Raw genomic sequence first — 25,755 nt, forward strand, 5'->3', positions numbered from 1 at the left:
AGCTTATTCCTCCTTTTCCCCACCCATTTGCTTTTCGCTGTCTATTGTTTCATCGCTCGTCTTCTCTCCCTGAACCTCATTTTCCGGTTCTCCTGAAGATTCTGATGTCTCTTCTTTGATTGTGTCTGCACCTGAGTCTTTTTTCTCCTCAAATCCAGGGGCCTGCTGATCTTTTTGCAGCGTAACCGCTTCACAGCGTCCGGGTTCTGATGCCTTCTGCTCTTCTGTCTGTGTCTCAGAGTGTCCCGCCACCGACGGCTCCTGTATGCCGGACTCCGTTCCCGTGCGTTCCCTTTCCTGCTTGTCTTTCTCCTGCTGTTCTTTCTCTTTTTCTTTTCTCTCTTTTTCTTCTCTTTCCTTCTCTTCCCGCTCCTGCCGCTCTTTCTCTTGCCGCATAAGCTCTGCCCGCAGCTCTGCCTCGATCTCCAGGGCTGACTTGTTCTCTATATCCCTCTCGATCCGGGTCATCTCTTCCTTTTCCCTCTGCCGCTGTCTGCGTATCTTCTGGGACTTTCGGTTTCGGATATAGGCAATCACTACCAGGGGAAGCAGGGCGATTATAACCACCAGTCCTACCACTGCCATAAACACATCGTTGGCGTAAACCCACTCCCAGGCCGCTGACCATGCGGACTGGATATGTTCCCCTGCAGTCTTTAGCATTCCCTCTGCTTTTTCCAGTACACCCTTGGCCTCCGTCTCACTCTCAGGCTGCTCTTCCCCGGCGGAAACCACCTTGTTAATCACCTGCGGGACCGCAATCTCAAAGTTCACTCCATTGAACTTTAGAGAGGTGCTGGAAACGGGCCAGCCGTTAAAAGAGTAGGACAGAGTTCCGTCCGATCCCAGTGTCCGCACCACCTGACCAGCATCCCCGTCCTTGGGAATAGACACCTTTACGCTGGAAACTGCCTCCACGGTCTTCTCCTTTAAGGCCGCGCACTCCAGTTCTCTGGCCTTTCCCAGATAATTGACCCCCAGTATGTCCGCCCGGGTCACCTTGGTGTCCTCAACCGGAATCTCTACACGGGTAAAATTCTCAAATGCATAGTTCAAAAGTTTAGCAGACTCAGTAAAGGTCTTCCCAGAACCGTTGGTTCTAAGTACTACACAGATCAGTTTGCGCCCATCCCTTTTCGCCACTGTCACAAGCGTATTCAGGGCAGCGTCCGTAAATCCCGTCTTTCCGCCAAGGCATCCCTTGTAATAAAATTCCTCGTCATAGAGCATTTTCTGATGATTGACAAACGCCCTCTCCTCTTTGCTCTTGTTGGTCTTTGGGTATTCATATTCCGTGGTCCTGGTGATCTCTGCAAAGGTTTCATTCTGCATGGCTGCCTGCATGATGATTGCCATGTCCCTTGCACAGGTGTAGTGGTTCTCATCGTGAAGTCCGTGGGCGTTTACAAAATGGGTGTTAATACAGCCCAGTTCCGCCGCTTTGTCATTCATCATCTGCACAAAATTCTCAATGGTGCCTCCCACCTTCTCTGCAACACCGTTTGCGCAGTCATTGGCTGAGGCCAGCATGACACCATACAGCGCCCTGCGCAGAGTAATCTTTTCTCCCACCTCCATCCACAGGCGGCTGCTGTCCGGGTCCAGACTGTTGATGGCCTCATCCGAAAACTTTACCTTGCTGTCCAGATTACCATGTTCCAGTGCCACCAGAGTGGTCATAATCTTTGTAATGCTGGCCGGATATTCCTTGGCCTCCATATTTTTGCTGTAGAGGAACGCGCCCGTGCCTGCATCCATCACAACTGCAGCCTCCGCCTCCACCTGAGGTCCGGCAGGCCAGCCATCGATGGAATTGGACTCAATGGGCAGGTAATATGATTCCGGAAACTCTGTCTCGCTCTCCGCGTCAGACGCCCCCTCAGAGGGATCTTCCGAACCCTCCTGCTGTGTTTCCTCTCCTATGTTCTCTCCCGTGGCATGCACGACTCCTACCGGCATCACTGCCGTCAGAAACAGAGCGGCAGCCAATGCAGGTAAAATGTAGATACCCTTTTTTCTCATGTTTGTTCTCCATCATTTATCGCCAAAAATAATTTCTCATTTTTACATCACATATTATTATATTATAACCTATCACATTTTTCAACTGAAAGTAATGAGAATAACAAAAAATAAAGTAACCGTTCAGCCTTAATTGAACCAAAAACCCCCTTCAAGTGCCACTTTATCAGACATTATCAAAGAATAAAGTATATTATCATAAAAATTTTGAATTTTTTCACCTTTTGCCGATCGCTTATCCACTATGTTCCCTCATTCCAGTGACCAGAAAGACGGCCGCTCTGTAAACATCTATAATGGTGGAAGAAGACCGAACGAAAAGCGAAAAAGCGTCAAATGAAGTAAGGTGTTTTAGCAAGAACAATGGATATGAAATGTACTCCTCGATTCTGAGCATTATCGAAATGTTAATAAAAAAGAGATGATTGACGATGCTTAATGATATAAAACCTTTATTTATGGATAAACCAGCTACTTTCTAGCCAGTGCTAAACCATTTGATCAGATGAAAGTAGAACTGTTACAAAAAAGGAGTTGGAAAAAATCTGATCACTTATAATGTGAATGAATGTCCATGAGGGCGTAAAAATTTCTGTGTCTATAGATAATAATTTCTTTTAATAAGAATCAAAAAAATATATAGTATTTATTGAAAGCTGTTCTTTGCATTACGAGCAAATCAATAGCAGTGATTGTTAAAATGGGCGCTGCTCACACCTGACAGTTGAAATAAACGTTGAAATTTGGGACAAATCCTTTAATGCTGGAGGAATATGGTCGGAACGGTCAATCTATGTATAAAGTTGTCGTTCCGACCTACAAGTAAATAAAATAGAGAACATCCCCTAAACTCTATTTATACATTATCATATCATATAATGAAATATGCTACTTTTGTTGAGTGTGTGAAGAAAAGTCTGTAAATACAGTTCTTCTATGATAAGTTTGAGCTGGTAAGTTAAGGAATTAGCTTCCAGCTCTTGTTATATATATACTTTAGATATCCTTGCATGTCAAGAGAAGGCGAGTGATTCCCGCCTTTTTCAGGACTGTACTTCTTATTCTGGCAGTCGGTCCGAATACATGATACTCAGTTCCCCATAGACCTGAGCCCAGTTCCGAATTGTTGTTGTCCAACCCTTCGTGGCTTCAAATGTGGACAGATAAAGTGCTTTTAACAGAGCGGTATCGCTCGGAAATACACTTCTCTGACGATTCAGCTTGCGATAGGTGCCGTTCAGGCTTTCAATCGCATTCGTCGTGTAAATGACCTTTCTAACCTGTGAAGAAAACTTAAAAATCGGGGATATGGCCTCCCAGTTATCACTCCAGCGTTTCATGGAATTGGGATATTTAGGTGTCCATTTTTCGCTGACCCGTTCCTGGGCTTCCAGCGCTTTCTTCTCATCTGGTGCATGGTAGATGGTTTTAAGGTCTGTTGCAAATGCTTTACGGTCTTTGTCAGGTACGTATTTTAGAGTATTTCTAACCTGATGGACAATGCAACGCTGGTATTCTGTTTTAGGGAATGCAGCAGCAATAGCTTCTTTGATTCCGCTAAGCCCATCGGCACAGATGATGAGGATATCTTTTACTCCACGATTTTTTAGTTCATTCAGCACAGAGAGCCAATACTTAGAACTTTCATTATCTCCGACATTGATTGTCAGAACTTCCTTCTTTCCTTCTGTGTTGATCCCAAGAATAACGTATGCGGCTAATTTTCGAATCACGCCATTATCCCGGACAGAATAATGAATGGCATCTATGTACAGGATTGGATAAATCTCATCCAATGGACGGTTCTGCCAGTCTTCAATCTGTGGAAGAATCTTATCTGTTACATCTGAAATAAATCCTTCTGATGCTTCAAAACCATAAATATCCTCCATCGTTTCAGATATTTGTCGGGTAGTCATTCCTTTTGCATACATGGAGATGATTTTCTGATCAATATCAGAGATATCCTTCTGGCGTTTTCTTACAACCTGAGGTTCAAAGGTTGACTTACGATCCTGAGGAACATCGATATCCATGCAGCCATAGCTGCTGTTAACACGTTTGGATTTGTAGCCATTACGATAATCATCACTGTCTGAACGCTCGGATTTTTCGTATCCAAGGTGGTCATCCATTTCAGCTTCCATCATTTCCTTGATGGTTCCGCCAAGTAAATCTTTGAGTGCATCCTGAATATCCTGTGCAGACTCAATGTCATACTCCTCCAAGAGCTGATGGATGATGTTGCGTTTTCCTTCTGTCATTTGTACTCTGTGTACTGGTTTCTTTTCTCTTTTTGCCATAATAAAAGGCCTCCTATGATTTTATTTTATCATAGAAGACCCTTAGAATCTTTATTTACAGAAAAACTTTCACAGACTCCTTTTGTTAATTATATTGTATAGTAAAATATTCTAAATTTTCCATATATACATTGGATTTAATTTATTACTTTATAATCCGTAAAGTTGGATATCCCCCCTCCTCCATTTCCCACACTGTTTCGAAATCCCAGCCCTCATATGTCTCCTGAAGCTTCAGCTCTTCCGTCGTCTTTCTTCCCGTCAGGTCTGCGCTCTCCTCCCCCGCAAGATCCCCGTTAAAATAGCTCCTGGTTATGCTACCCGCTCCAAGACCGTTTCCATTGCCGCTCAGCGAATAGCAGTTCCTTATCTCTGTGTTATAAGCATCCCCCAAAATACCTCCCGTATTTCTGCGGTCCGCCACAGCTCCCGTCGCAAAGCAGTTCTTTATGACTAAAGCTGAAGAGTAGCCTATAATTCTCCCACTTCCTGCCAAACCACCCAGTATTCCTGCCGTCCCGTTTGTTGAAACATTCCCTGTTGCATAACTCTGTTCCAAAACCTTTCCGTTTACCTCGCCTGTCAGGCCGCCTACATAACTACTCCCTTCTACATTCACGGTCGCATAGCAGGCTCTTCCACCTTTCTCCATCCTACCCGCCAGACCTCCTGCATACTTACTGGTTCCGCTCGTTACCTTCCCCTTCCCAGACGCGTGGCTTTCGCTGACTTCTCCTGATGCACAGCCCACCAGGCCTCCTGTATACTCCTTTCCTGTTACATTTCCGATTCCTTCCGCAAAGCTTTTCCCTATGGTTCCGGCTCTCCCGGCCAGACCGCCTGTATAATTCCCTCCCGTTATACTTCCGATTTCCTCCGCTCTGCCGGCCACTGCCTGGCTCACTTCTCCACACAGGCCTCCTGTATAGTCTCCTCCTGTCACACTCCCGACTCCGGATACTTTTCCTCCCTTCATCCTGTTCGTTACCTTTCCGGCAAGGCCTCCCACATAGCTGCTTCCAATGATCTCTTCTCCGCCTTTTACCTCACATGCTCCCAGATTTCCCTCCACGTAGCCCGCTACGCCTCCTGTATACTTCCCTCCGCTTATCCTTTCTATCCCTTCTACCTTCACTCCTGACAAGATTCCCTCACTGTAGCCCGCTATTCCTCCCGTATAGTCCTTCCCGATTACGCTTACCCCTTCCAGCCTTACGTTCCGGATTATTCCACTGCTGTAACCAAACAGGCCCGCATAATTCTGATCCCCCCTGTTTACACTTAGGTTCTTTATCGTATATCCATTTCCATTAAAACTTCCCCTGTATGGCGTTTCACTGCTTCCCACCGGAATCCAGTCTTCTCCCTCCAGGTCCAGATCCCCCATCAGGCAGTAATCCCCTTCCGGGTCCCCTGCCATCTTCTTTAATTCCTCCACTGTTCTGATCTCCTGCAAAGCCACACTCTCTGCTTTCGCCAGACCGCGCAGGGAGGGATATCCCCCCTCCTCCATTTCCCACACTGTTTCGAAATCCCAGCCCTCATATGTCTCCTGAAGCTTCAGCTCTTCCGTCGTCTTTCTTCCCGTCAGGTCTGCGCTCTCCTCCCCCGCAAGATCCCCGTTAAAATAGCTCCTGGTTATGCTACCCGCTCCAAGACCGTTTCCATTGCCGCTCAGCGAATAGCAGTTCCTTATCTCTGTGTTATAAGCATCCCCCAAAATACCTCCCGTATTTCTGCGGTCCGCCACAGCTCCCGTCGCAAAGCAGTTCTTTATGACTAAAGCTGAAGAGTAGCCTATAATTCTCCCACTTCCTGCCAAACCACCCAGTATTCCTGCCGTCCCGTTTGTTGAAACATTCCCTGTTGCATAACTCTGTTCCAAAACCTTTCCGTTTACCTCGCCTGTCAGGCCGCCTACATAACTACTCCCTTCTACATTCACGGTCGCATAGCAGGCTCTTCCACCTTTCTCCATCCTACCCGCCAGACCTCCTGCATACTTACTGGTTCCGCTCGTTACCTTCCCCTTCCCAGACGCGTGGCTTTCGCTGACTTCTCCTGATGCACAGCCCACCAGGCCTCCTGTATACTCCTTTCCTGTTACATTTCCGATTCCTTCCGCAAAGCTTTTCCCTATGGTTCCGGCTCTCCCGGCCAGACCGCCTGTATAATTCCCTCCCGTTATACTTCCGATTTCCTCCGCTCTGCCGGCCACTGCCTGGCTCACTTCTCCACACAGGCCTCCTGTATAGTCTCCTCCTGTCACACTCCCGACTCCGGATACTTTTCCTCCCTTCATCCTGTTCGTTACCTTTCCGGCAAGGCCTCCCACATAGCTGCTTCCAATGATCTCTTCTCCGCCTTTTACCTCACATGCTCCCAGATTTCCCTCCACGTAGCCCGCTACGCCTCCTGTATACTTCCCTCCGCTTATCCTTTCTATCCCTTCTACCTTCACTCCTGACAAGATTCCCTCACTGTAGCCCGCTATTCCTCCCGTATAGTCCTTCCCGATTACGCTTACCCCTTCCAGCCTTACGTTCCGGATTATTCCACTGCTGTAACCAAACAGGCCCGCATAATTCTGATCCCCCCTGTTTACACTTAGGTTCTTTATCGTATATCCATTTCCATTAAAACTTCCCCTGTATGGCGTTTCACTGCTTCCCACCGGAATCCAGTCTTCTCCCTCCAGGTCCAGATCCCCCATCAGGCAGTAATCCCCTTCCGGGTCCCCTGCCATCTTCTTTAATTCCTCCACTGTTCTGATCTCCTGCAAAGCCACACTCTCTGCTTTCGCCAGACCGCGCAGGGAGGGATATCCCCCCTCCTCCATTTCCCACACTGTTTCGAAATCCCAGCCCTCATATGTCTCCTGAAGCTTCAGCTCTTCCGTCGTCTTTCTTCCCGTCAGGTCTGCGCTCTCCTCCCCCGCAAGATCCCCGTTAAAATAGCTCCTGGTTATGCTACCCGCTCCAAGACCGTTTCCATTGCCGCTCAGCGAATAGCAGTTCCTTATCTCTGTGTTATAAGCATCCCCCAAAATACCTCCCGTATTTCTGCGGTCCGCCACAGCTCCCGTCGCAAAGCAGTTCTTTATGACTAAAGCTGAAGAGTAGCCTATAATTCTCCCACTTCCTGCCAAACCACCCAGTATTCCTGCCGTCCCGTTTGTTGAAACATTCCCTGTTGCATAACTCTGTTCCAAAACCTTTCCGTTTACCTCGCCTGTCAGGCCGCCTACATAACTACTCCCTTCTACATTCACGGTCGCATAGCAGGCTCTTCCACCTTTCTCCATCCTACCCGCCAGACCTCCTGCATACTTACTGGTTCCGCTCGTTACCTTCCCCTTCCCAGACGCGTGGCTTTCGCTGACTTCTCCTGATGCACAGCCCACCAGGCCTCCTGTATACTCCTTTCCTGTTACATTTCCGATTCCTTCCGCAAAGCTTTTCCCTATGGTTCCGGCTCTCCCGGCCAGACCGCCTGTATAATTCCCTCCCGTTATACTTCCGATTTCCTCCGCTCTGCCGGCCACTGCCTGGCTCACTTCTCCACACAGGCCTCCTGTATAGTCTCCTCCTGTCACACTCCCGACTCCGGATACTTTTCCTCCCTTCATCCTGTTCGTTACCTTTCCGGCAAGGCCTCCCACATAGCTGCTTCCAATGATCTCTTCTCCGCCTTTTACCTCACATGCTCCCAGATTTCCCTCCACGTAGCCCGCTACGCCTCCTGTATACTTCCCTCCGCTTATCCTTTCTATCCCTTCTACCTTCACTCCTGACAAGATTCCCTCACTGTAGCCCGCTATTCCTCCCGTATAGTCCTTCCCGATTACGCTTACCCCTTCCAGCCTTACGTTCCGGATTATTCCACTGCTGTAGCCAAACAGGCCCGCATAATTCTGATCCCCCCTGTTTACACTTAGGTTCTTTATCGTATATCCATTTCCATTAAAACTTCCCCTGTATGGCGTTTCACTGCTTCCCACCGGAATCCAGTCTTCTCCCTCCAGGTCCAGATCCCCCATCAGGCAGTAATCCCCTTCCGGGTCCCCTGCCATCTTCTTTAATTCCTCCACTGTTCTGATCTCCTGCAAAGCCACACTCTCTGCTTTCGCCAGACCGCGCAGGGAGGGATATCCCCCCTCCTCCATTTCCCACACTGTTTCGAAATCCCAGCCCTCATATGTCTCCTGAAGCTTCAGCTCTTCCGTCGTCTTTCTTCCCGTCAGGTCTGCGCTCTCCTCCCCCGCAAGATCCCCGTTAAAATAGCTCCTGGTTATGCTACCCGCTCCAAGACCGTTTCCATTGCCGCTCAGCGAATAGCAGTTCCTTATCTCTGTGTTATAAGCATCCCCCAAAATACCTCCCGTATTTCTGCGGTCCGCCACAGCTCCCGTCGCAAAGCAGTTCTTTATGACTAAAGCTGAAGAGTAGCCTATAATTCTCCCACTTCCTGCCAAACCACCCAGTATTCCTGCCGTCCCGTTTGTTGAAACATTCCCTGTTGCATAACTCTGTTCCAAAACCTTTCCGTTTACCTCGCCTGTCAGGCCGCCTACATAACTACTCCCTTCTACATTCACGGTCGCATAGCAGGCTCTTCCACCTTTCTCCATCCTACCCGCCAGACCTCCTGCATACTTACTGGTTCCGCTCGTTACCTTCCCCTTCCCAGACGCGTGGCTTTCGCTGACTTCTCCTGATGCACAGCCCACCAGGCCTCCTGTATACTCCTTTCCTGTTACATTTCCGATTCCTTCCGCAAAGCTTTTCCCTATGGTTCCGGCTCTCCCGGCCAGACCGCCTGTATAATTCCCTCCCGTTATACTTCCGATTTCCTCCGCTCTGCCGGCCACTGCCTGGCTCACTTCTCCACACAGGCCTCCTGTATAGTCTCCTCCTGTCACACTCCCGACTCCGGATACTTTTCCTCCCTTCATCCTGTTCGTTACCTTTCCGGCAAGGCCTCCCACATAGCTGCTTCCAATGATCTCTTCTCCGCCTTTTACCTCACATGCTCCCAGATTTCCCTCCACGTAGCCCGCTACGCCTCCTGTATACTTCCCTCCGCTTATCCTTTCTATCCCTTCTACCTTCACTCCTGACAAGATTCCCTCACTGTAGCCCGCTATTCCTCCCGTATAGTCCTTCCCGATTACGCTTACCCCTTCCAGCCTTACGTTCCGGATTATTCCACTGCTGTAGCCAAACAGGCCCGCATAATTCTGATCCCCCCTGTTTACACTTAGGTTCTTTATCGTATATCCATTTCCATTAATAATCCCCGTAAATGGTTTCTCTACAGTGCCAATTGGAATCCAATCAGTTCCACTCAAGTCAATATCTGCCATAATCTTATAATTTAAATCAGGATCTATTAATTGTAACTCTTGAGTTGTCCAAATCTCGTTACTGCTTACAAAATCAAGCAATTCCTTTTCAGTTCCATCTGAGAAAATAATATAGAATCTATGATCTGGTCTATAATTTTTAACTAAGATTTCTGTAGTATAACCCGTTAATTTCACTTCTAAGTCAAAGACATTCTTATTTCCATTTTTAAATATTGGATTGACTAATACATCTTTTTCATTAATTCCATCCCATAGAAGAATCATATCATCTCCATCATTGTCCACTATAGTGTTTCTCCCAACATCGTTCATAAAGATATATGAATCATTACAGCCTCCTCCTTTTATGTTATTTCCACCATTCCATATCCAAAAAGCATTGTCACTTTCCAATCCTGTCAATGTATTTATACCTTCGGAACTAAAGATATTATTTTTCTCAACTGTATCAGCGAGCATGCCATATCTTTGATTTTTTGAATTTAAAACATCTCTAAAAGTAGAAAAATCAACTTTTTCTAATAAGGACAGAGCATGAATATTCGAAACGAAATCAGCCAACAATACTTCACCGGCGTTTTGGTCCTGCTCTAAAACAGTCAACAAATGATACGCTGTTTGTGTTAAATCGTCCTTACCTTCCTGTGTAAATTCTCTATTATAATAAAGTTCTTTTAAATGTGATGAAGACATCAGATGTTCATAAACAGCCATAATTAGTCGATCATATGCTTTATTAATGATAGCCAATGCATTTGATCCTGTTCCGCCTGTATATTTTTCACCTGTCAAAATTTCGAGCACTTTAATCTTATCCGCTCCACCTGTCCACTTATGTATAATTTGAGATGTTAATTCAAGACGTTCTTGTCTATCTTTTTCTTCAGTAAACTTAGTAACGAGCTTTTTGAGTTCTCCGCTTTCATCAAGGACAATAGCCTGATGTAGACTATAAGCTGTTCCAAAACTTCTAATGTTTGGAAGCTCATATATTTCTTTTGGGATATAAATAAAATCTGACGACTCTGAATATCGAAAATCACGCATAAACCAAATATCTATAACATCAAGTAGACTACCATCAATTTTTGATGCCGTGCTTGATTGATTATAAGTATTTCCATTTGAATCCAGGATATTAATCTCTTTGTAATTTAAATTAATAGACCCTATCCCTAACTCTTCAAATGTATGTAATTCACTCTTTCCCGATACCCCATTACTATTAGCATCAATCCAAATTAAAACTCCGGATTGAGCTGCCTCTGATGCACTAAAAATCATATCTTTGTTAAGGTCTAATTCTTTCAAAGCTTCAAATCCATTGGATGCGCATTTTCCATTTTTTAATAATGTTGCATTTCCAAATAATTCTTTTCCGCTGTCAATTTGTCCGTTTCCATTTAAATCTCTTACTAAAATACCTTCTTCAGATCCTGCCCACCCTGTTTTAACCTTAAATCCACTTCCATTATGATCAAAATGTACACCACAATTTATAGATAGTGTTTTCATCCCATTTCCATTCAAATCTATAACCAAGGGTGAAGAAGCTTTGCTCGCCTCATCAATCGCCCCACTCGCTGAATTAATGATTTGTTCTTCTCCATTCGGAAGAACCCTTACCCTTACAAATTCACCGTCTTTTTCTCTTATTTGATATTGACTCTCTTTATCCCATCCTGCATTTAAAAGAGTTTCATAAAGATTATATACATATTTTCTCTGTTCAACATATGTTACCTTTCCCTCAACAGTCCTCTCAAATTGTGCAATCTTACCTGCATACTCCGGATTGGATTCAAATAACTTCATTGTCTTTATACAAGCACTACTATCTTGAACAGCTATATCTATTTCTTCTAACTCAGTTCTCATTCTATCAAGGCATTCTTTATTAAGCAGCCCAAAATTACCGCACGACTCCATAAAACAGTTTTCAAAGCCTGATTGCCCTTCTTCTGTAATTATATTCGCAACAAAATATGCCTGTCTAAAATAGTATTCCTCTGCTAATTCTATTAATTTATCTATCTGATTTAATATAGCAATACCCATTTCAAAAGGAAACGAAACAAAAGTTCCTACAATCGGAATAAATGTAGAAGATATATTGCTACAAATGCTAAACAGACTTTCAGCACTTTCTGCCATTTTTCTGGCTGCTTCGTTTCGATCTCCTTCATCTATTTCTGTCTTAAAATCCTGAGCACTAACTGATAAGTCTTTCATATCCGAAGCTAAATGATAGAAGAATATTACGTTATTGCAAAATTCCTCCAATCCTTCATATCTACCTCTGTAAATACTTTTTAAAGTATCTATATCTCCTTCTGAAGATTTTCCATAATCTAGCATCGCTTTGTATGCCTCATAATTAAAAGAAGGCTGATCCCCAAAAACATAGTCAAAGCAATATGCTTCAATAACGGTTTCCACCATATCAACTGTAGAATCTTCTAAGAGCTCATTTATTTCTCTGACAAATTGTTCTTCCGGTGTCTCGATTGTATTCATATCAATGTCTGACGCTACCACATTAATATTAGAAAATAATGAAAAAATCAAGCTAATAATTAGCATAACCGCTATTTTACGAAAACTTTTTTTCATAATCATATGTCTCTTCCTCCCTCTTTTACCCAAAGTAACTTAATACGTTTTTATTTAAAGCTTTTAAGATCTTCCTCCTTCCCAAATATTAAATAATTCTGTTGTTAATAATTTATTATTGAGTCCAATTGTTATTAAATATTGTATCATAATTAATATCTTTTTTCTATTATAATTCTGAATTTTGATCTAATATCTATATATTTTTTGTTTTTTTATTTTTTATTATGAAATTTTATTTGCAAATAAACCATTTTAAGACTCGTTTAAAACTGTCTGCGGAAAAGATTATCTGTTCATTAGAATACTTATGATACAATAATTTAGAGAATACAGCATACATACTATCAAACAAATAATAACCTATGAAAATCACTACACTCTCTTTATACTGATTGTATATAATCTTTCTCATATATTGGGGTGTTAACACTATATGGTATTTGCACAACCTTTTTGTGTACGATAAACTATTTACCTTATTAACCATAAGTATTTACCACACTACCCGCATAGCAGATGGATTTTTGTTTTCCAGAGGCTTCTTTCTCTGTTAAGAAACTTACCTTTGTTCAACTGACTAAAACCATAAAAAAGAGAAGCGCAATATAAAAGCACTTCTCCTTTTTGCTTATTAAAAAGCATTATTCCATTTAAATTTAAATAAAAGTGATAAAGATTATACCTTTTAATTCATATAGTACACAATCATAGCATATAATAATATTATTAAAAGTTATTTTCTTATTGTTCTTCTCCTTCTGCCGTCTCCCCTTCATCTGTCACTGTCTCAGCCTGTGCTTCCTCCACCGGAGCGCTCTCCTCTTCCGCCTTGCAGTCCACCGGTTCCTCCACCACGTCGTCGATTTCCCCCTCAGGCGGAACCTCTGACACATTCTCCTGCTTTGCCCCGCACTTTGTGCAGAACGCTTCCTGATCCATCACCTGGGCGCCGCAGTTTTTGCAGGTGTGGAATTCCACGGCTGCCTCCTCGCCGGTTTCCTCCTCCTGCTGGGGATACCTTGTGCCGCAGGCGGGGCAGAACTGGCCTTTCTCCGGAAGCTTTATGCCACAGGATGGACAAACACGCTCATTCTCAATCTCAGCAATTCTTCCTTCCAAAATGGTAATCTTTCGCTTGATCTCCTGTACCTTCTCCACGCCGTCCGCCAGCTCTTGCTGAGGGCTTTCGCTGTGGAGCGCATAATACCGCTCACCCAGCTCCGCAAATTCGCTCTTCATCTTCCGCTCCTCATCCTTGATCTGGAGCTTTAAGTTACTCACTTCCGCTACATCCTTGGCCTTTTTTGCCATAGATTGACTTGTCTTTGTCAGTTTCTTTCCAAAATCGTCTAAAAATGCCATACTAATTCCTCCATTCTATTAAAATAATAACCGTTCAGCCAAGCTGCCCTTTCATTTCGCTCAGGGCTGCAGCTTTGCCCCGCACATGTTGCAGAAGGCAAACTCTGTGCTGCACTTTTCCCCGCACTGGGGGCAAACGCGGTGTTTAGGCTTCATGATTGCCGCCTTTTTGGGTTCTGCCGGTCTGCTGACGCTTGGTGCAGTTTCCCCACTCTTCGGTTTCTTTGCTTCCTGCGGTTCTCTGGTCACCGCTGATTCCCTGGCCGCCGCCCATGCAGCATCCTCCGTCTCCTTTGGAATTTCCGGCTGCTTTTCTGCCTCCAAAACTGCGGGCTTCGGGGCCGGTTCCTGCAAGGAAGCAGGCTCCTGTTCTGCCACCCTCCCGGGCTGCGGGGTCTGTGGCTCCTGTCTTACGGGCTCCTGAGGTCTTGGCTCCTGGGGCTTTGGCTCCTGGGGCCTTGGCTCCTGAGGCCTTGCCTCCTGGGGTTTGGACGCCGCTTGCCTTACACTTCTGCCGGCTTCATGCAGAGCACCCCAGAAGTGATGCTCCTCCTTTATAGGCTGCGGCAGCTGTCCGTCCGGCTGCGCCTCTGACTGGTCAGGTGTTTTCTTGTTCAGCTCACCTAAGTTTCTGCATGCCATGATCAGCATCAGAATAAACTCATACGCAATCCTGGCCGCCAGGTTGCCTCCCACCAGCAGTATCAGCCCGTGGGTCAGCTCCACAATCGAGAGTGACATAAACAGTCCCATTCCGGTGCAGATAGAGGCAACCAGCACATAGGTAAACTTTAAAAGTCCCTCGATGATGTAAAACCTGAAGTTCAGGAAATCGTACAGCTTCCCCAGCCAGCCCCCGAACCTGTGCTCATTCTTCTTTGGCATGAAACCAAAGAAAATCACGAATGCGCCGATAATTCCAATTACCAGCCCCAGCACTGCCATAACTGTGGCAAACCCTTCGATGTTCATGTGGATCATATTACCCCTCCTCGTCGCTTATTTGACTTGATGTTACTGTTCACTCGTTCACAGTAACGACTTGATCCTTCACTTGTGAATTAACATTATTATACAATGCATAGTATTAAAACACAAGACGCAAGAGCACATTATATAAAAAATTAAGATTAAAGACAAAATTTATTAACTTCTCTGTAAAGCTAAGGATTTTCCGTGAAAGTGCACAATATATATAGGCTAAAAATTTGGGCAATCCTGCTCTTACAGCCCGGAACTTTTTTGTGGTATAATGAAAAAGAAATGGCTGTAGCTCCTGCGTGAAGGCCAAGCACGCAGGGGCTGCGGCCATTTTGCTGCCCCAATCCCCCGAGTCCCTGCTGTAAACAATATGCAACCGGCCCACTGACCCATAAATATCGTATCCACTGTTAAAGAGCACGGCGGGCGTCTTGCAGCAGAAACGCGGGCGTTTCATTACTGTAACATACTATTTTAATGGAGGTTATAAAATGAATACAAACACAAACCAATATCTGGCAGAACAGCCCATAGGAAAACTGATGCTCAAATTTTCTATCCCATGCATCATGTCCCTGCTGGTATCTGCCCTGTACAATATCGTGGATCAAATCTTCATAGGCCGCGGTGTGGGATATCTGGGCAATGGAGCCACCAATGTGGTATTTCCCATTACCATCATAGCCCTGGCCATTGCTCTTTTAATCGGGGACGGCTGCGCCGCCTACCTGAGCATCTGTCAGGGAAAAAAGGATGAGGACAGCGCCCACCGCTGTGTAGGCAGTGGGATTGGCCTCATCCTCCTATGCAGTATTCTCATGACTTTGGTATTTTACCTCTTTCAGGAGCAAATCCTCTGGGGCTTTGGCGCTACTGAGAACAATATTGATTATGCCAGGGAATACTTTCGCTGTATCGTGCTCGGCATCCCTTTCTTCATGTTCGCCAATTCCTTAAACTCCATCATACGCGCTGACGGCAGTCCTCAGTTTGCCATGATCTCTACCCTCATTGGATGTATAATCAATGTAATTCTGGACCCAATTGCCATCTTTGTGCTGCACTGGGGAATGTTTGGGGCTGCACTGGCAACCATAACCGGTCAGATCGTCTCCGCCCTGCTGGCCTTATACTACCTGTTTCACACCAAGTCCTTCCGCCTGCGCAAATCCAGCTTCCGGCGCAGCGGCCCGGTGCTGAAGCGTGTTCTCCCCCTGGGCGTTAGCAGCTTTCTCACCCAGGTGTCCATTGTCATCATCATGGCTGTCATGAACAATGTTCTGGTCCGTTACGGGGCGGAATCCAAATACGGCGCCGATATCCCGCTCACTGTCGTGGGGATTGTTATGAAAGTCTTTCAGATCGTAATCTCAGTTGTGGTGGGAATCGCAGCCGGCTCACAGCCCATTGTGGGCTATAACTACGGCGCCGGCCACAGTATACGCGTAAAAAAGATATTCCGCACCATGATTCTGGCCGAGCTGTGCGTAGGCCTGGCCGCCACCCTGTGTTTTGAGTGTTTTCCGCTCCAGATCATTGCCATATTCGGCAGTGAGGACAGCCTCTACAATGAGTTTGCCGTCCTGGCCTTTCGTATCTATCTCAGCACCATAAGCCTCTGCTGCATTCAGAAGGCCACCAGCATTTTCCTGCAGTCCCTAGGCAAACCAGTCCTCTCTATGGGTCTGTCTCTTCTGCGGGACTTTCTCCTGAGCGTCCCCCTGGTGCTCCTGCTGCCCGCAGCCCTTGGAGTCACCGGCGCCCTGTATTCCGCTCCCATAGCCGATACCGTAAGCTTTATCGCAGTCCTGGTCATTATCCGCTATATCCGCCGTTACTTGGATTGCTATACGGACCGCAAAAAAGAAGCCCCGCTTCCCCGACGCAGTGTCAGAAAGCAGAGCAATGTTTCAGGCTCCGCAACGTAGCGGAGCCTGCTGCCTGTCCTTATTCACCCCACTGATACCTGGTGAGGTCCCCTTTCAGCCGCATCTGCTCAAACCCATGCTGGCGCAGAGCCTCATACAATACAATCGCAACAGAGTTACCCAGATTCAGGGACCGGATGTCCCCGATCATAGGAATGCGCACCGCAGTTTCCGGATTTTGCACCAATATTTCTTCCGGAATCCCCGCGCTCTCCTTGCCAAACATGATATAGCAGTCCGGTTCGTAGGATACTTCTGTGTACACTCTTCTGGCCTTGGTGGTGGCCATATAGATTTTGGCGTTCGGATTCTTCTCCAGAAACTCCTCATAATTTATGTAGGTAGTCACATCCAGATCTTTCCAGTAATCCATCCCAGCTCTCTTGATGGCCTTTTCATTCAGCTTAAATCCCAGCGGCTCAATCAAATGCAGCCTGGTTCCCGTAGCCACGCAGGTCCTCCCGATATTCCCTGTGTTGGCTGGGATCTCCGGCTCAAACAGAACTATGTTTAAAGCAGCCATTATTTTGTCTCACCCTTCTCTCTCAGCTTTTCCACAAAACGTCCCAGCCGTCCCAGCGCAATCTTCAGATCCTCCAGGGAATAGGCGTAGGAAATCCTCAAATACCCCTCCCCGCAGTCTCCGAACGCAGTGCCCGGGACAACCGCCACCCGCTCCTCTTCCAGCAGCCGCGTAGCAAACTCATCGGAGCTCATGCCAAACTGCTTGATACACGGGAACACGTAAAATGCTCCAAAGGGCTCAAAGCAGGGAAGCCCCATCTCCTCAAAAGCGTGGATCAGAAACCTTCTTCGTCCATTGTAGGCCTGGCGCATCTCCTGTACATCCCGGTCCCCATCGCGCAGGGCTGCCACCGCCGCATACTGGCTGTTGGTGGGGGCGCACATAATGGCAAACTGGTGAACCTTTGTCATCTGCTCAATCACTGCCCTGGGACCGCAGGCATATCCCAGCCGCCAGCCCGTCATGGCATATGCCTTGGAGAAGCCGTTCATTGTAACGGTCCTCTCCCGCATTCCCGGAAGGCTGGCTATGGACACATGGTCCACATTATAGGTCAGCTCCGAGTATATCTCATCTGAGAGCACAAAAATATCCTTCTCAATCACTACCTCGGCAATGGCCTCCAGGTCCTCACGCCGCATAATGGCCCCTGTCGGGTTGTTGGGGAAGGGCAGCACCAGTAGCTTCGTCTTCTCTGTAACGGCTTCCAGCAGCTCCTCCTTTGTGAGGCGGAACTGATTTTCCTCCTTTAGCTCAATCACTTTGGGCACCCCGTCCGCAAGTACGGCGCAGGGAAGGTAGGAGACAAAGCTGGGCTGAGGAATCAGCACCTCATCCCCGGGATTGAGCATTACGCGCATAGCCAGGTCAATGGCCTCGCTGCCCCCCACAGTGATCAGGGTCTCATGATCCGGATCATAGTCAATATGGCAGCGTCTCTTTAAATATTTACAGATTTCTACACGAAGCTCCCGCAGCCCTGAGTTGGAGGTGTAAAATGTACGTCCCTTCTCCAGGCTGTAGATCCCCTCGTCCCGAATGTGCCAGGGAGTGTCAAAGTCCGGTTCCCCCACTCCCAGAGACACCACATCCTCCATCTCGCTGACAATGTCAAAAAATTTTCGGATTCCTGAGGGTTGGATATCTTTAACTTTATCTGCTATCGGATCTCTCACGGCGTCACCAGCATCCTTTCATCTTTATTTTTCTTGGCAAAAATCGTTCCGTGGTCTTTGTATTTCTTCAATATAAAATGTGTGGCCGTACTCAGCACCGTATCTAAGGTAGAAAGCTTGTCAGACACAAACCCGGAAACCTCCCTGAGGGTCTTCCCCTCCAGGATTACCATCAAGTCATAAGCGCCTGAGATCAGGTACACGGACTTCACCTCCGGGTAATTGTAGATGCGCTCCGCGATGGAGTCAAACCCCTGCCCCCTTTGGGGTGTGACACGCACCTCAATCAGCGCTGTCACCTTATCGCTGCCAGCCCTGTCCCAGTCAATCAGAGTGTGGTAGCCGCAGATCACTTTTTCCTGCTCCATCCTGCTGATCTCATTGGCAACGCTCACCTCATCCGATCCCAGGATCACCGCCAGCTCCTTCAGATCAATACGGCTGTTCTTCTCAAGAAACGTCAAAATCTGTTCTCTCATTTTCTTTGTCTCCTTTTCTAATCTATCGGTTTATCAGTTCCGTAATCTGATGTAACTATTCAACAGGTCTGCGCATTTACTGCGCTGACCGTAAGAAAATGATTCAGGGGTGCAAAAACCCCATCACCGAAGGTGATTTAAAATGGTTTTTGCATGTGACTGTGAAGGTACTGAACAGTTACAATCTGATAATATTCTCATACACCTTGTACATCTCTTCCCTCTGTGGCCGGTCCAGGTAGCGTTTGCTGCCGTCATTCCACAGTATCCGGTCATTTCCATCCGTGAGTCTGCCGATCATGGCTGCCGAAATCCCTTCCCTCCCAAGTTTATCCACAAGGGATGCCCCATCCGGCACAGCCGCAAGCAGGGAACCCCCGGAGAGGGCATTGTAGGGATTTAGGTCAAAGTATTCGCAGATCTCCACTGTCTCCTGGCGGATGGGAATCTTACGCAGATCTGCCTCCAGACCTGCGCCAGCCTCCTCAGCCAGCCTCCAGAGCGCTGTAAAAATGCCTCCCTCACCCATCGGGAAGGTATAGGACCCCTTCACGGACCGTGCGATTTCCAGCTCCCGCTTTGTGTCCACCTGATCCCCAAACTGTCTGCCCGTATCAATGAGAGCTTCGGGAAAACGTTCTCTGAGCTGTTCCCTCTTATCCCTCGCCAGTATGGCTGCGGCCTCAAGGGCAATCCATTTCGTTACAATCAAATCCATTGGATGCTCCTTTTCCTGATAAAAGTTTTCATAAGCATACCATATATGGGGAATTTTGTCCATAAAACCAGAGCACAGCAGATGCAGATGCTTTTAAATAAGCAGCCTCTTCGTTATTTTTATTTAGGCAAAAGTAAAGCAGCCGAAAGTTTTCCTCTTCCGACTGCTTTTTTCTTTTCGCTATACTTCTCACCCTGTGGCGTTCGCCATTCCTTCCGGCTCCGGCGGGTCTATAATTCCTCCGCCCTCCCCGCCTCCTCCATCACTCTCTGATGAAGGAGGCTCGGTAGCCTGTGTCTCCGTAGCCTGTGTCTCCGTAGGTGCGGTGGTCTGCCCTGACGTATCCTGGTTGGAGTCAGACTCTGACTGATTCTGGTCCGTGCTTCCGTTTCCTGTGCCGGAGGCCCCGCCGGCTATGATTGTCTGGACTGCCTGCAGGTCATTGTTTGCGATGGCGGTCTGTATCTGTGCCACCACATTGGGGTCGCTGGAATTGATCCCCACCTCGTAGGATACGGGCACTGCCTGGTAAGTACTGCTGTTCACCTGGGTCCTGATGGTCTCTCCATTCTCCGTCACAATTTTCCACAGCTGCGCTTCCACTCCTGTGTGGGAGTTCTGAGTCTGGCTGAGATAGCCCACGTCCGCGTCCGCCTTTGGATAGAGCTTCACACCTTCCGGCTCTGTGGTGTTTGTGGTCTCGCTGACGTATTCTACAGTGCGGTCCGGTGAGCGGTACTCTTTTCCGTATACCGTAAATGTCAGTTCCCCGCCGTATCCATAGCCCTCAATATAAATGGGATAGTCCGTATTGTTGGCAAACTGCAGATCCATCAAGCCCTCCGCAATGGCGGCATCCTTGGATGGGTCCACATAGGTCACGATCATGGTATGGTTGTGCCTCTCCAGGATCTCCAGCTCGGATTTCAGAAGGGCATTGTAAAGAGTGGTGGATACCTGGCAGATTCCGCCGCCGTAGGAGTCAACCACCTTCCCGCTCTCATAGGAGGGCGCCAGCTCATAACCATTCTCTGCGGTAAAGGGCGACACCGCCGCGGTCACGGAAAAGGAGTCCCCCGGGTAGAGTACCGTTCCGTTCAGCCGCTGAGCCCCCACCTCGATATTTGTGTTTCGCTGATAGGTAGAGCCATAGTAGGTAGTGGCTGTTCCCAGTACATCCTTGACCTGTGACAGTTCCTCCTGGGTTCCCCTGGGCTTCTGTTCATTTGCCTCCAGCTGGATGGTTCCTCCATCCCCCTTCCAGGTATTGTTCATAAACTCATACACTGTGTCAGCGGACTTCTCCACATCCAGTTCCACGCCTACCACGCCCGGCTCAATGACGAACTCGCCATTTTCCCTGGTCAGGCTCCCGTCCTGGGCCTCACAGTCCAGTTCCTCCTTCTTGCTCTTAAGAAACGACTTGATCTCCTTCTTATCTGCCTCGTATTTTAAGGCAAAGGTCTTTTTCTTGTGCTCAAGATCCTTATTGTCCTTATAGCGTTTCACAATATTGCCTGATTTTCCAAGTCCCATGGCCTCACTGACCACTTCCCTGTTGGACCAGCCCACTCCAAGCTCATCCGCAGTTGCCGTCACCTTGCTGCTGCCCACCGTAAGGGTCACATTGTTTTCCAGTTCCTTCTTTGCTTCCTTCTCTACTGCATCCTCTGCCTCCTGGGCAGTCATCCCCGATACATCCGTTGTGCCAATCAGCACTCCTTTGTTGACGGTCTCCTCCTCGCCGGCTGCCTTTGCCTGACCGCTCCCTAAGGTCAGAGACAGGGCCAGCACTGCGCAGGCCGCGAAAGAAAATCTGCAAATACTTTTTTTCATTATCATACTCCTCATCTTACATCTGCGGCTCTCTTTAAACCAGATAGCCTAACACCATGGGCACTACCATTGCGGCGATGATCAGCACTACAATCACTGCTGCTATGATTCTTCTTGTCTTATTGTCGTTAAAGTTTATCAATGCGTTCACCTCTTTATTTTTCCATAGTTCAGGATAATGCGGTCAATAATCCTGGAGGCCTCGTTCCTCGTCAGACTGTCGATTGACATTTCCAACCCTATTCTATGATATTTTGTTAAATCATTCAAGTAAACTTTTTGTGATTTTGTAATTGGCCCCTCTTTTTTTACCTTATAGATCAGTGGCTTGGGGACAAAGGCCTGGGGAGAGAGGTGGTGAAACTCCCTGTACATGTGTTCATACAGCTGACTGGCTGCCACAGCATCGTCCATGGCCCGGTGGCTTCTTGCACATTCAATGTGGTAATGAAGGCAGAGGGCCTCCAGGGTTCTGCTGGGAAGCTCCCCTAAAAACCTCCTGGATATCTTCAGGGTATCGATCCCCTGCTTTTCAAACGGGAGCCCCATATTCACGGCCTGGCGCTTTATGAAACTATAGTCAAAGATAATATTGTGACCCAAAAGCGGCAAATCCCCACAGAAAGCCAGCAGCCCTTCCACTGCCTCCCCTGTAGGCAAGCCTTCTTTGACCATGGCTCTGTCGATTCCGGTGAGCTGGGTAACAAACTCCGGAATTGCAATCTGGCTGTCCACAAACACTCTATAGGTTGCCACAGTCCTGCCATCCACCACTTTGGCTGCTCCGATCTCCAGGATTCTGTCCTCCTTTGGGCTCAGTCCCGTGGTTTCCAAATCCAGGGCTACATACTCACTTCCCATTCTTTCTGCCCGCCTTTCTCTGTTTTTCTGTAATAATTCACCAGGTCAACGCATGTAACTGTGAGGTACTTAACAGTTACATTTTTCTTTGTATTCCAGACAGTAGTCTGTCAGAAAGCACTCTTTACACCTGGGGCTCCTGGCAAAGCAGATCTGCCTCCCAAAGGTGATGATCTGAATATTGTAGAGAATCCAGTGCTCCTTTGGCAGCGCCTTCATAAGATCCATCTCGATTTTCTCAGGGTCTGTCTCCTTTGTAAGCCCCAGCCTTCTGGATATCCGCTTCACATGGGTATCCACCACCACACTGGGCTCATGAAAAATGTTGCCCCGGATCACATTGGCAGTCTTTCTCCCCACTCCGTCCAGGGCGGTGAGCTCCTCTATGGAATTAGGCACCTCTCCCCCATGGCGTTCCAGCAGGGCCTGCATACAGGCTTTTAGGTTCCTGGCCTTGTTGTGGTAAAATCCTGTGGGCTTGATGTCCTGCTCCAGCTCCTTTAGGTCCGCATTGGCCAGCTTTTCCACGGTATCGTATTTCTGAAACAGGTCCGCAGTCACGATATTGACCCTGGCATCCGTACACTGGGCACTGAGCATGGTAGCCGCCAGCAATTGCCAGGGTGTCTCATAGTTCAGATAGCATTTGTATTCTCTGGTATACGTTTCATCCAGCAAATCCAGGATGGCTTTTGTTCTCTTTGTCATTCTGATTCTCCTATTTCCATGTGTATATGGCAATGGTTTCAATCCAGGCTCCGTAATTTCTAATCTTTTCTGTCAAGGGTTAAAAAAGTCACCGCCGCATTCCCTGTAAGCACATCCCTCCTGCGGTAGTCAAAGACAGCCAGCACTGTCTGAGCCTTCCCTTCCCCTGACAAGTCCTCCAGAAACACCTCCGCGTGGGTCATGTTCATCCGCTGGCGGCAGCTGTATCCTTCATACCCTTTCAGCACCCGGGACTCCTCTATCTCTCCGCGGTAAAATGCTGAAATCTCTTCCTTATAAGGTGTCAGATCCTTTGCCCAGGCCGGACGGCGCTTGCTATTCTCCCTCAGATAGAGATCCAGCACCAGAAGCTCCTCGAAGCGTGCTCTCTGCCCCGGGTCTGCCTCTGACGCAAAATCCCGCAGAATGTCAAACCTTCCAAGCCTGGAATGGTTTCTCCCCGCCAGCTCCTTGCGCTCATAGTAGGCGGCCATACTCTCAAACATTTCAAAAGGTGTGTTAAAAGCCTGCTCCAAAGCTCTGAGCGTGTTGGAAAACTGGCTGCTGTTGTAGTACACCTCTACCATCTCCTCCACCCCCTTTAGCTTCAGGAGTTCCCCGTAGGAGAGCCATCTGGAACAGAGTACCTCGTAAGGCGGATTACTGTGACAGACGATCCCATACTCCTGGGCGCGGCTGTGCATCAGTGACCCCTTCAGTACCTTTAAAAATCCCAGCTGAAGCTGCTGGGGCCTCATGGCGTACACCCGGTTAAAGGAGGCTTTAAAGCTGTCATAGCCCTCCCAGGGCAGCCCGGCGATGAGATCCAGGTGCTGATGGATGTTTTTCCCCTCATGCAACCGGCCCACCGTGTATTCCAGCCTGTCCAGGTCCATGACCCTGCATATCTCCCTGATTGTCTCAGGGTTGGCAGACTGAACGCCTATTTCCAACTGGACCAGGCCCGGACGCAGGGAATTCAGAAGGCTCAGCTCCTCCTCCCCCAGCAGATCCGCGCCGATTTCAAAATGAAAATTCGTCACACCGTTGTCGTGCTCCCTGATAAAGTCCCAGATCTCCACTGCCCGGCTGCGGCTGCAGTTAAAGGTCCTGTCCACAAATTTTACCTGCGGGACTCTCCGTGAGAGGAAAAACTCCAGCTCCCGCTTTACAAGCTCCAGACTCCGGAAGCGCACCTGTTTCTCCACGGAGGACAGGCAGTAGCTGCAGGAGAAGGGGCAGCCCCGGCTGCTTTCGTAGTAAACGATCCGGTTGGCAAACGCCTCCATCCCCTCATAAACAAAGGGGATCTCATCCAGATCCAGAAGAGGCGCCCATCCATTATCCCGGATTCTACCCTCCTCCTGTCTGAAAGCAATCCCGGGCAGACGCCCAAGCTCTCCTTTTCCCTCTGTATAGTACTGTACCAGGGAGTGGAAGGTCTTTTCCCCCTCCCCTTTCATAACGCCAAAAATCTGGGGGTTTTCCTCCAGAAAAGGGACGGCGTCGTAGGACACCTCAGGTCCTCCCACCCAAATGGGAACATGGGGCAGTAGTTTCGCCAGCTCTCTGGTCAGGCTCTTGACTACCTCTATATTCCAGATGTAACAGGAAAAAGCAATGACATCCGGCCTGCGCCTGTAAAGGCCAGCCAAAATGTCATCGTTCTGGTGGTTTATGGTATACTCCGCTATCTCTGTCTGTTTCGCATACGCTGAGGCATAGGCCTTTAAGCTGTACACCGCCAGATTGGAGTGAATATATTTTGCATTGATCGCTGTCAGCAGTATTTTCATCTTCTTTTGCTCCATCACATCAGATATTGTTCCAGATCCTTTCGGTCATTGGAATATTTCATGGCGTTCTCCCGGCTGATCTTCTGGCTCTGCACCAGACGGCAGAGGTCACTGTTTAAGGTGTGCATGCCAAAGGCGGCTCCGGACTGCATCACGGAATTCATTTGATGGCACTTGCTCTCACGCACCAGATTCATGGCTGCATCCGTTCCCACCAGCACCTCAGTGGCTGCCACTCTGCCTGTGCCGCTCTTGTTGGGAATCAGACACTGGGTGACCACGCCCTTTAATATACCCGCAAGCTGGGTCCTGGCCTGATTCTGAGTCTGGGCGGGGCAGGCATCGATGATGCGGTCAATGGTCTGGGCCGCTCCGGTGGTGTGCAGGGTGGAGAGTACCAGATGGCCTGTCTCCGCTGCCGTCAGGGCTGCGGATATGGTCTCATAATCCCTCATCTCCCCCACCAGAATCACATCCGGGTCCTCCCGCAGGGCAGAACGCAGGGCCGCCGCAAAGCTGGGCACATCCTCCCCCACCTCCCTTTGATGGATCAGGGACTTCTCTGCCTGATACACATACTCCACCGGGTCCTCTATGGTGAGGATGTGCTCTGCGCGCCTGTGGTTGATATAGTCAATCATGGCTGCCAGAGTGGTGGATTTTCCGCTTCCCGTAGGTCCCGTCACCAGAATCAGGCCTCTTGGCTGGTCCGCCAGATTTCGCAGTACATCCGGAAGCATCAGCTCCTCCAGCGTGGGAATCCGGTTGTTTAGCAGACGGATGGTGGCTGCCAGCTTTCCCTGGTACCGGAAGATATTGACGCGCTGCCGGCTGCCGTCCCCGGTCTGAAAAGCAAAGTCCTGATCTTCCCCCTGCTCAATCCGCTCCCTGCGGCTCTGTCCCGCCAGAGCCAGAATAAGCCCTCTCGTCTCCTCCCCCGGCTGCACAGGCGCCTCCTTTAGCATCCCGTGGATACGCAGGATCAGGGGCGTGCCCTCAGAGATATGGATATCGGAAGCCTCCAGCTCTCTTGCCATCATGATAATTCTCTCTATTTCCATATGTCTCTCCTTCTC

15 protein-coding genes and 2 pseudogenes are annotated in these 25,755 nt (G+C 48.1%); 1 reads left to right on the forward strand and 16 read right to left on the reverse strand.

What is annotated here, in order from left to right; translation table 11 throughout:
- Positions 1 to 3: 3 nt before the first annotated feature.
- The 7 genes and pseudogenes from AC0THY_RS01385 to AC0THY_RS01415 form a co-directional block, all read right to left on the reverse strand.
- Positions 4 to 2,022, reverse strand: a complete 2,019-nt coding sequence (locus AC0THY_RS01385) for a D-alanyl-D-alanine carboxypeptidase family protein (RefSeq protein WP_489992689.1) — start codon at positions 2,020 to 2,022, stop codon at positions 4 to 6.
- Positions 2,023 to 3,080: 1,058 nt separating this feature from the next.
- Entirely contained in the window at positions 3,081 to 4,286 is a 1,206-nt protein-coding gene (locus AC0THY_RS01390; protein ID WP_489994127.1) for an IS256 family transposase, read from the reverse strand.
- A 184-nt stretch (positions 4,287 to 4,470) separates the two neighbouring features.
- A complete protein-coding gene (locus tag AC0THY_RS01395; protein WP_489994229.1) occupies positions 4,471 to 9,978 on the reverse strand; it encodes a hypothetical protein in 5,508 nt (1,835 codons plus the stop codon).
- 774 nt (positions 9,979 to 10,752) lie between these two features.
- Positions 10,753 to 12,312, reverse strand: a pseudogene (locus AC0THY_RS01400) (SPM autocatalytic domain-containing protein); the annotation flags it as partial.
- Positions 12,313 to 12,682: 370 nt separating this feature from the next.
- Positions 12,683 to 12,796: pseudogene (locus tag AC0THY_RS01405) on the reverse strand (IS200/IS605 family transposase); the annotation flags it as partial.
- A 254-nt stretch (positions 12,797 to 13,050) separates the two neighbouring features.
- Positions 13,051 to 13,671 carry a double zinc ribbon domain-containing protein gene (locus AC0THY_RS01410; protein WP_489992690.1) on the reverse strand — a complete coding sequence of 207 codons (621 nt, stop codon included), beginning with the start codon at positions 13,669 to 13,671 and terminating at the stop codon, positions 13,051 to 13,053.
- 60 nt (positions 13,672 to 13,731) lie between these two features.
- Positions 13,732 to 14,652: a hypothetical protein gene (locus tag AC0THY_RS01415; RefSeq protein ID WP_489992691.1), complete on the reverse strand. Its 921-nt coding sequence runs from the start codon at positions 14,650 to 14,652 to the stop codon at positions 13,732 to 13,734.
- Between the two features lie 491 nt (positions 14,653 to 15,143).
- On the opposite strand from AC0THY_RS01415, the gene AC0THY_RS01420 reads away from it, so the two are divergent.
- A complete protein-coding gene (locus tag AC0THY_RS01420; RefSeq protein WP_489992692.1) occupies positions 15,144 to 16,580 on the forward strand; it encodes an MATE family efflux transporter in 1,437 nt (478 codons plus the stop codon).
- 19 nt (positions 16,581 to 16,599) lie between these two features.
- Here the strand turns inward: AC0THY_RS01420 and AC0THY_RS01425 are convergent, their stop codons facing one another.
- The 9 genes from AC0THY_RS01425 to AC0THY_RS01465 all read right to left on the reverse strand — a co-directional run bounded on the left by AC0THY_RS01425 (position 16,600) and on the right by AC0THY_RS01465 (position 25,740).
- Positions 16,600 to 17,103: a tRNA (cytidine(34)-2'-O)-methyltransferase gene (locus AC0THY_RS01425; RefSeq protein ID WP_489992693.1), complete on the reverse strand. Its 504-nt coding sequence runs from the start codon at positions 17,101 to 17,103 to the stop codon at positions 16,600 to 16,602.
- The gene (locus tag AC0THY_RS01430; RefSeq protein WP_489992694.1) at positions 17,103 to 18,281 is read right to left on the reverse strand and encodes an aminotransferase class I/II-fold pyridoxal phosphate-dependent enzyme; all 1,179 of its coding nucleotides are present in this window, start codon (positions 18,279 to 18,281) and stop codon (positions 17,103 to 17,105) included. The genes AC0THY_RS01425 and AC0THY_RS01430 overlap by 1 nt, the downstream gene beginning before the upstream one ends.
- Positions 18,278 to 18,760: an Lrp/AsnC family transcriptional regulator gene (locus AC0THY_RS01435; RefSeq protein ID WP_489992695.1), complete on the reverse strand. Its 483-nt coding sequence runs from the start codon at positions 18,758 to 18,760 to the stop codon at positions 18,278 to 18,280. Before AC0THY_RS01435 ends, AC0THY_RS01430 begins: the two co-directional genes overlap by 4 nt.
- A gap of 178 nt (positions 18,761 to 18,938) precedes the next feature.
- The gene (locus tag AC0THY_RS01440) at positions 18,939 to 19,478 is read right to left on the reverse strand and encodes an AIR synthase-related protein (RefSeq protein ID WP_489992696.1); all 540 of its coding nucleotides are present in this window, start codon (positions 19,476 to 19,478) and stop codon (positions 18,939 to 18,941) included.
- A 189-nt stretch (positions 19,479 to 19,667) separates the two neighbouring features.
- Positions 19,668 to 21,314, reverse strand: a complete 1,647-nt coding sequence (locus AC0THY_RS01445) for a VanW family protein (protein WP_489992697.1) — start codon at positions 21,312 to 21,314, stop codon at positions 19,668 to 19,670.
- A gap of 147 nt (positions 21,315 to 21,461) precedes the next feature.
- Positions 21,462 to 22,175 (reverse strand): 3'-5' exonuclease, encoded by a 714-nt coding sequence (locus AC0THY_RS01450; RefSeq protein ID WP_489992698.1) that lies wholly within the window; start codon positions 22,173 to 22,175, stop codon positions 21,462 to 21,464.
- A gap of 69 nt (positions 22,176 to 22,244) precedes the next feature.
- Entirely contained in the window at positions 22,245 to 22,883 is a 639-nt protein-coding gene (gene nth, locus AC0THY_RS01455) for an endonuclease III (protein WP_489992699.1), read from the reverse strand.
- Positions 22,884 to 22,942: 59 nt separating this feature from the next.
- Entirely contained in the window at positions 22,943 to 24,679 is a 1,737-nt protein-coding gene (locus tag AC0THY_RS01460; protein WP_489992700.1) for a B12-binding domain-containing radical SAM protein, read from the reverse strand.
- A 14-nt stretch (positions 24,680 to 24,693) separates the two neighbouring features.
- Positions 24,694 to 25,740, reverse strand: a complete 1,047-nt coding sequence (locus tag AC0THY_RS01465; RefSeq protein ID WP_489992701.1) for a type IV pilus twitching motility protein PilT — start codon at positions 25,738 to 25,740, stop codon at positions 24,694 to 24,696.
- Positions 25,741 to 25,755 lie beyond the last annotated feature (15 nt).

Source organism: Ruminococcus sp. 8Y-12 (assembly GCF_058119865.1).